This window comes from Nonomuraea sp. CX421, from assembly GCF_059358955.1.
The window spans coordinates 177868-184810 of record NZ_JCADBK010000016.1 but is presented as its reverse complement, the minus strand read 5'-3'; the positions used below and the strand labels follow the sequence as shown (position 1 = coordinate 184810).

9 protein-coding genes are annotated in these 6943 nt (G+C 72.3%); 6 read left to right on the top strand and 3 right to left on the bottom strand.

The genetic code is table 11. From position 1 onward, the window contains the following. Positions 1-341 precede the first annotated feature (341 nt). Positions 342-956 (top strand): TetR/AcrR family transcriptional regulator, encoded by a 615-nt coding sequence (locus AC5L3X_RS26695; protein WP_494860499.1) that lies wholly within the window; start codon positions 342-344, stop codon positions 954-956. Positions 957-1098: 142 nt separating this feature from the next. Then, positions 1099-1713: a nuclear transport factor 2 family protein gene (locus AC5L3X_RS26690; protein WP_494860497.1), complete on the top strand. Its 615-nt coding sequence runs from the start codon at positions 1099-1101 to the stop codon at positions 1711-1713. Positions 1714-1746: 33 nt separating this feature from the next. Here AC5L3X_RS26690 and AC5L3X_RS26685 read toward each other — a convergent pair whose 3' ends face one another. Continuing rightward, complete coding sequence (locus tag AC5L3X_RS26685) at positions 1747-1887, bottom strand: hypothetical protein (protein WP_494860496.1); 141 nt, start codon at positions 1885-1887, stop codon at positions 1747-1749. A gap of 142 nt (positions 1888-2029) precedes the next feature. On the opposite strand from AC5L3X_RS26685, the gene AC5L3X_RS26680 reads away from it, so the two are divergent. The 4 genes from AC5L3X_RS26680 (at position 2030) to AC5L3X_RS26665 (ending at position 4442) form a co-directional block, all read left to right on the top strand. Further along, positions 2030-2209: a carboxymuconolactone decarboxylase family protein gene (locus tag AC5L3X_RS26680; protein ID WP_494860494.1), complete on the top strand. Its 180-nt coding sequence runs from the start codon at positions 2030-2032 to the stop codon at positions 2207-2209. Between the two features lie 33 nt (positions 2210-2242). Next, positions 2243-3259, top strand: a complete 1017-nt coding sequence (locus AC5L3X_RS26675; RefSeq protein WP_494860492.1) for a zinc-dependent alcohol dehydrogenase family protein — start codon at positions 2243-2245, stop codon at positions 3257-3259. Between the two features lie 123 nt (positions 3260-3382). Further along, entirely contained in the window at positions 3383-3745 is a 363-nt protein-coding gene (locus AC5L3X_RS26670) for an antibiotic biosynthesis monooxygenase (protein WP_494860490.1), read from the top strand. A gap of 37 nt (positions 3746-3782) precedes the next feature. Then, positions 3783-4442, top strand: a complete 660-nt coding sequence (locus AC5L3X_RS26665) for a DsbA family oxidoreductase (RefSeq protein ID WP_494860488.1) — start codon at positions 3783-3785, stop codon at positions 4440-4442. Positions 4443-4538: 96 nt separating this feature from the next. Here the strand turns inward: AC5L3X_RS26665 and AC5L3X_RS26660 are convergent, their stop codons facing one another. Both AC5L3X_RS26660 and AC5L3X_RS26655 read right to left on the bottom strand, forming a co-directional pair. After that, entirely contained in the window at positions 4539-5420 is an 882-nt protein-coding gene (locus tag AC5L3X_RS26660; protein WP_494860486.1) for an SDR family NAD(P)-dependent oxidoreductase, read from the bottom strand. Continuing rightward, entirely contained in the window at positions 5417-6772 is a 1356-nt protein-coding gene (locus tag AC5L3X_RS26655) for a flavin-containing monooxygenase (RefSeq protein ID WP_494860484.1), read from the bottom strand. Before AC5L3X_RS26655 ends, AC5L3X_RS26660 begins: the two co-directional genes overlap by 4 nt. Positions 6773-6943 lie beyond the last annotated feature (171 nt).

Here is a 6943-nt window from a genome sequence, read left to right as displayed (position 1 = left end):
TCCAGCACGACGTTGCGGCCCTTGGGCCCCAGGGTCACCTTGACGGCGTCGGCGAGCTGGTTCATACCGCGCTCGAGGCCGCGCCGGGCGTCCTCGTCGAACGCGATCATCTTCGAAGCCATTCCTGCTCCTGTGGTCGATGGGGGTTTGCCGGGACGGCGCCCGCGACGGACGGCCCGCCGGGCGGGCGGACGGCCCGCCCGGCGGACCTCGCCGTCCCGGCACACGCCTTGCGGTTGGCACTCTCCAGGCGTGAGTGCCAGGCGTCTCGTCGCACTCTACCCATAACTTGCGTGGCACGCACCTAGTGCGCGCCACGCAATATCGGGTAGGGTCGAGTCATGAACGACGACGCCATGGACCTCCGGGCGCGCAACCGGCAGGCCACCCGCGAGGCGATCAGCCACTCCGCGCTGCGCCTGGCCATCGAGCAGGGCCCTCACGGGCTGGCCATGGTCCGCGTGCACGACATCGCCACGGCCGCGGGTGTCTCACCCCGCACCTACAACAACTACTTCTCCAGCAGGGAGGAGGCGATCTGTTCCTTCCAGGCCGATCAGTCCAGGCGGGTGGGGCAGGCGCTGCGCTCCCGGCCCGCCGGCGAGCCGCTCGACCAGGCCGTCATCGCGGCCGTGGTCGAGCTCTACACCGACCCGGAGCCCGACAAGGCCGGCCTGCGCATGATCATGTCGACGCCCGCGCTGGAGGGCGAGGCGCTGAAGGCGTTCAGCATGGCGGAGGGCCCGCTCGCCGAGGCGATCGCGGCGCACACCGGCGCCGACCTCTCGCGCGACCTGTTCCCCGCCGTCACGGCGGCGGCGGTGGCCGGCGCCATCCGGGTGGCCGGGCGGCGCTGGCTCGAGCCGGGCAACACCGACGCGTTCGCCGCCATCCTGCGCCGCGCCCTGTCGTGCGTCCTTCCCGCCGGGCTCGCCGAAGACCAGCGCGATCGGTGACCCGGCCGAAACGTGCCGGCCGGCTGCCACTGGGCGGCAGCGGATGGTGGACCGTGCGAGGTCCCGTGCAGGACGATGCCGGACGTGGTTCCCGAGGGCGGGCGCCGTCGGGGTTCGAGCGAGGACGACCGGGAGGTCCGCGGTGGCGAAGGTGGACGAGGACAGGATCGCGATTCGCGAGCTCGTGGAAAACTGGGCGTTGTGGCGTGACGCCGGTCTCTGGGAGCGGTTCGCCACGCTCTGGCATCCCGTGGACGGCTGGATGAGCGCCACCTGGTTCCAGGGGCCGGCCGATGAGTTCATCGCGCGCAGCCGCGAGGGGTTCGAGGCCGGGGTGAGCATCCTGCACTTCCTCGGCGGTCACACGTGTGACGTGGCGGGGGAGCGGGCGGTGGCCCAGACCAAGATGACCATCAACCAGCGGGCGGCGGTCGACGGCGTGGAGGTGGACGTGGTCTGCACGGGCCGCTTCTACGACTTCCTCGCCGTCCACCACGGCGTCTGGAAGCTCGTACGCAGGCAGCCGATCTACGAGAAGGACCGGCTGGACGTCGTCGACCCGGCGGCGACGCTGGCCTTGGACGCCGAACTGCTGGGGCGTTTCCCGGTCGGCTACCGCCACCTGGGCTATCTGCAGACCAAGGCGGGTTTCACCGTGAAGGGCGGCCTGCCCGGCCTGGTCGGCCCGGCCGTCCAGCGCCTGTATGACGAGGGCGCCGAGTGGCTGGCCGGTTCGCCCACGCCCGGCACCGTCTGAGCGCCCCCGGGCCAGTCCGGGGTCAGTCCCGGGTCAGTGGACGATCATCCGCATCTGCTCCTCGTTGTAGTGCTCGGTGCGTGACAGCATCTCGAGCTCGGTGGCCGGCACCACCTCGTCGCGGCGGCCATTGATCGCCCGGTCGTCGCTCTGAGGGCCGCACAGGGCCGGCATCCCGCTGCGGGTGCCGTCCCGACGCGCTCGCGGGCTCGTTTCCCGAAAACGGGGGCGCAGCAGGACTGCCAGTGAGGAAATGACGTCTATCGCCGGGTATGCCCCAAATAGCGCGAATAACGACAATAACCGCGCTGGCCGCGTGTACCGCACCGACCAGATCGACTTCCACCTGCGCAAGGGCCTGGACAACGGGCTGACCAAGGACGAACTGGTCGAGGCGATCACCCACCTGGCCTTCTACGCCGGCTGGCCGGCCGCCATGACCGCGATGAACACCCTCAAGACCATCGTCGAGCAGGCCGAGGGCGACACCGGCTGACGCGGCCCCATGACCCGAGAGCGAGGAGCCATCATGCGAGGAGCCGCCTTTCACGCCCCCGGCGACGTGCGCTTGGAGGAGCGTCCCGCCCCGACGGTGGTCGATCCCGGCGATGCCGTCCTCCGTACCGTCGCCACCTGCGTGTGCGGGTCCGACCTGTGGTACTACCGCGGCATCACCCCGTTCCCCGAGTCCTCACCGATCGGGCACGAGTACGTCGGCGTCGTCGAGGAGGTCGGCGGCGAGGTCGCCACGATCAAGCCCGGCCAGTTCGTCATCGGCTCGTTCTTCGCCTCGGACAACACCTGCGCCAACTGCCGGGCCGGCTACCAGAGCTCGTGCCTGCACCGTGAGCTCATGCTCGGCTGCCAGGCCGAGCTGGTGCGCGTCCCGCTGGCCGACGGCACCCTGGTGGCCACTCCCGGCGAGCCCGCCGCCGAGCTCGTGCCCACCCTCCTGACCCTGTCGGACGTCATGGGCACCGGCTGGTACGCCGCCGTGGCCGCCGAGGTCAAGCCCGGCGCGACCGCCGTCGTGGTCGGTGACGGCGCCGTCGGGCTGTGCGGTGTGCTGGCCGCCGCGCAACTCGGCGCCGAACGGGTGATCGCCATGAGCCGTCACGAGACGCGGCAGAAGCTCGCGAGCGCGTTCGGCGCCACCGACATCGTGACCGAGCGAGGGGACGAGGGCGTCGCCCGCGTCAAGGACATGACCGACGGAGTCGGCGCCGACTCGGTGCTGGAGTGCGTCGGCACTCACGAGTCGATGCTGCAGGCCCTGCGCTCGACCCGGCCCGGCGGCAACGTGGGCTTCGTCGGCGTCCCGCACGGAGCCGACCTCCCGGTCGAGGAGCTGTTCTACTCGCATGTCGGCCTGCGCGGCGGTCCCGCGCCGGTGCGCCGTTTCCTGCCCGACATGATCGAGCGGGCGTGGGACGGGCGGATCGACCCGGGCAGGGTGTTCGACCTGACGCTGCCGCTGGAGCAGGTCGCCGACGCCTACCGCGCCATGGACGAGCGCCGCGCCATCAAGGTGCTGCTGCGCCCCTGACCCGCGCGCGGTCAGGGGCGCGGACGCCGGACAGGACGTGCGGCGCGCGGGCGTTGATCTCAACCGTGGTTGAGGTTGCAGGATGGGTGATCAGGCCTCGCTTCGACCCCGAGGAGCACGTACGTGAGCAAGGACACCGGCTTCTACTCGATCATTGACTACACCGTTGACGGCTTCGACACCCAACGGGAGTTCGTGGAGGCGTTCGCGGAGATCATGGAGCGGTGGGTGCGTTTCCATCCCGGCTACCGGTCGGCCCGCTTCCACGTGAGCACCGACGGCACCCGCGTCTACAACATCGTGCGCTGGGCGAGCGAGGCGGACTACCGCCACTTCGTGGAAACCTCGGACACCGACGGCCGGATGGCCGCCATCAGTGGCGCCCTGGAGGGCCTGTCCGGCACGGCCGAACCCCGGATGAGCGGGATTCCCACCTACACCGTTGTGCGGGAGATCGGCCCCGGGCCACAGCACCTGGACTCCTGACCGCATCGTCAATCCCGTCTCACGACGAAGGACCTTCATGCACGTCGAGATCTACGCCGATGTCCTGTGCCCGTGGTGCTACATCGGCAGGCGGCGCCTGACGGCGGCCCTGGAGACGGTCAACGACTGTGACCGGGTGCGGACCATCTGGCGCGGGTACGAGCTCTCACCGGAGGAAGGCCGGGTCCCGGGTCCGACCGCGGCCGAGGCCATGGCCGGATGGTGGGGCGCCCAGGCATCGGCCCGCGTGGCGCTGATCCGGTCCTTGGGCGCCGCGGAAGGGCTGGAACTCAACCTGGATCTGGCCCGGCCGGTGAACACCTTCGACGCGCACCGGCTGTGCCATCTGGCCGCCGACCGGGGCCGGGCCGACCAGATGATGGAACGGCTGCTTCGCGCCTACCACACCGAAGGGCTCAACGTGGCCGACCCGCTGGTGCTGCGAGACCTGGCCCGCGACGCCGGCCTGGACGCCGATGAGGCGCAGGCCGTCCTGTCCGGTGCCGGCTACGCCGAGGCGGTGCGGGCCGACCGGCGCCGCGCGGCCGAGTACGGCGTCACCGGAGTCCCCTCACTGGTGATCGACGGGCGGCCACCGGTCTCGGGCGTCCAGCCCGTGGCCGAGCTGCGCCGGCTCCTGAACCATGCTCTGACCAGCCCCTACGGTGCTCCGCCCAGGTCCGATCGGTCCAGCTGACCTGTCTTCCGCACCCGGTGTCTTTCACACCCGGCGGCGCCGCGCGTCGCGACCCGGCTCAACGGCATGCGGCGGCCGGCGTGCCCGGTGCCGCGCTCAGGGCGTGCCGGTGTGGCGCGCGACGACCCCGGCCGCCAGCTCGGCTCCGTCGAACGCGCCGGAACGGGCGCGGCCGGCCAGGGTGCGGGCGATGATCCGGTCGGTGACCGAGGGCAGGTGCCGGGCCAGGAACAGCTCGACGGCTCCGCGCCGGGTGGTCGCCAGATCGCGGCGCCGTCGACGGCCGAGCGCCGCGCGAAGCACCGCGTCGACCACGCCCTCCAGCGGCTCGTAGCTGCTCATGCCCTCCAGCGACAGGCCGGCGGCGGCGGTCGAGTCGTGGATGGGGCTGCGCACCGCCGACGGGTAGACGCACGAGACGGTGACGTGAGTGCCGATCTCCAGGCGCAGCGCGTCGGCGTACGCGACGAGCGCGCGCTTCGAGGCGCCGTACGCGGCCGCGAGAGGCAGCTGCATGACGGCCATCCGCGAGGAGAGCATGACGACCCGGCCACGGGATCGGACGAGGTCGTCCACGCAGGCGGCGGTGACACGCCAGGTGCCGAGCAGGTTGATGTCGAGCTGACGGCGGGCCTCGGCTCCGGGCGGCAGCTCGGCCGGGGCGGGGCCGCCGACGCCGGCGTTGTTGATCAGCAGGTCGAGGCCGCCGAGTTTCGCGATGGCGGCCGACACGGCGGCGGGCACACCGGCGTCGTCGGTGATGTCGCAGGCCAGTACCTCGACCGGGTCGTCCGAGCGCGGGTTCAGATCCAGGCCGACGACGTGCGCGCCGAGCCCGGCCAGCCGGGCGCTGATCGCCCTGCCGAACGTGCCGGACGCGCCGGTGACGATGACGCGCAGGCCGCGCGCGTCCCGGCGGCGACCGGTCGTCCGGCCAGGAGAGGTGGGAGAGGCGGGGGAGGCGGGGGAAGTGCTCACGCGCGGGTCTCCTCGCGGCGGGTAGGGGTGAACGGCCGGGCGCCGCGCAGCAGCCGCGCCCGGCCGGCCTTCGTCTCGCGCGGCAGCGCGGCGACGTAGCGGTCGAAGTCGACGCGCATGGCCGGTCGCCGGTCGCCCCACCGCTCGGTGGCGGCGCGCAGCGCGCGGGCGACGGAGCGCCGCTGCTCCGCCGCGGAGGGCAGCGCGTAGCGGCCGGACAGGTGGGCGGCGACCAGCTTGGCCTGGGCCTCGACGATGGGCAGGGCCGCGCCGGTCGACTGCATGAGCCCGACGAAGGCCAGGCTCGGATCCCGCAGGTGGAAGATCCGCTGGTACAGCGGCAGCCGTTCCGGATCGTCGCCGAGCCAGTGTGAGGTGAGGAAGGGCATGGTCACGCGGTAGCCGGTGGCCCAGACGATCACGTCGACCGGGTCGGAGGCGCCGTCCGTGAAGACGACGCGCCCGCCGTCGAGACGGTCGATGCCCGGCCGGGGGGCCACCTCGCCGTGGGTGAGGCGGTGCAGGATGGTGTCGCTGATCGTGGGGTGGTTCTGGAAGAGGCCACCCGAGGGGGCGGGCAGCCCGTACCTCTGCGGGGTGCCGACGGCCAGTCTGAGCAGGGTCTCGGCGATGCGCTGGCGCACCCGCCAGGGCAGCGCCGACATGGCGGCGCCGGTCGCGTCGGCGGGCCGGCCGAACAGGTACTTCGGCACGATGTGCACGCCGTGACGGGCCGAGAGCAGGACGGGCCCGCGCGCGACGTGGGAGGCGTCGACGGCGATGTCCATCGCGGAGTTGCCCATGCCCACCACCAGCACCCGCCGGTCGCGGAAGACGTCGGGGGTGCGGTAGTCGTGGGCGTGCATCTGGGTGCCGGCGAACGTGCCGGGGTAGCCGGGCTCCGGGAGGCGCGGGTCCCAGTTGTGGCCGTTGGCCACGACGACGGCGTCGTAGCGGCCGGCCTCGCCCGATGCGGTGGTCACGGTCCAGGAGTGTCCGGCGTCGTCGCGCTCGACGGAGCCGACCATGGCGCCGAACCGCAGGTGCGGGGTGAGGCCGAAGGTCTCGGCGTAGTCGGCGAGGTAGCCGGCCATGTGGTCGGCCGACGGATAGTCGGGCCACTCGGCGGGCATCGGGAAGTCGGCGAACTCGGTGCGGCCCTTGCTGGTGTTGAGGTGCAGGGAGGCGTAGGCGGGGGACAGGCCGCTGCCGTTGTCGCCGGCCCACAGGCCGCCGGGCCGGTCCCCCTTCTCGTACGTGACGACGTCGAGGCCGGCGTCGAGCAGGGCCTTGGTCGTGGCGAGTCCGGCCGCTCCGGCGCCGATCACGGCGACACGGCAGGCAGGGAGCATGGGGGCGTTCTCCTCGAAGGGCGCGGCGACATCAGAGGGCGGGGCTATGTCAGAGGGCGGGGCTATGCAGAGGGCGGGCTATGTCGAAGGGCGGGGCGAGTGGGCCACCGTCCGCCTGCGAGTGAGTGTTGTGGCGGTTTCCAACGTATGGCCTGATCGCGGCCCGGACCA

What these genes read in the sequence shown, in the direction of transcription:
- AC5L3X_RS26695 (WP_494860499.1), top strand. Translation starts at nt 342, where the DNA reads ATGAACGACGACGCCATGGACCTCCGGGCGCGCAACCGGCAGGCCACC.
- AC5L3X_RS26685 (WP_494860496.1), bottom strand. Translation starts at nt 1,887, where the DNA reads ATGCCGGCCCTGTGCGGCCCTCAGAGCGACGACCGGGCGATCAATGGC.
- AC5L3X_RS26665 (WP_494860488.1), top strand. Translation starts at nt 3,783, where the DNA reads ATGCACGTCGAGATCTACGCCGATGTCCTGTGCCCGTGGTGCTACATC.
- AC5L3X_RS26655 (WP_494860484.1), bottom strand. Translation starts at nt 6,772, where the DNA reads ATGCTCCCTGCCTGCCGTGTCGCCGTGATCGGCGCCGGAGCGGCCGGA.
- AC5L3X_RS26675 (WP_494860492.1), top strand. Translation starts at nt 2,243, where the DNA reads ATGCGAGGAGCCGCCTTTCACGCCCCCGGCGACGTGCGCTTGGAGGAG.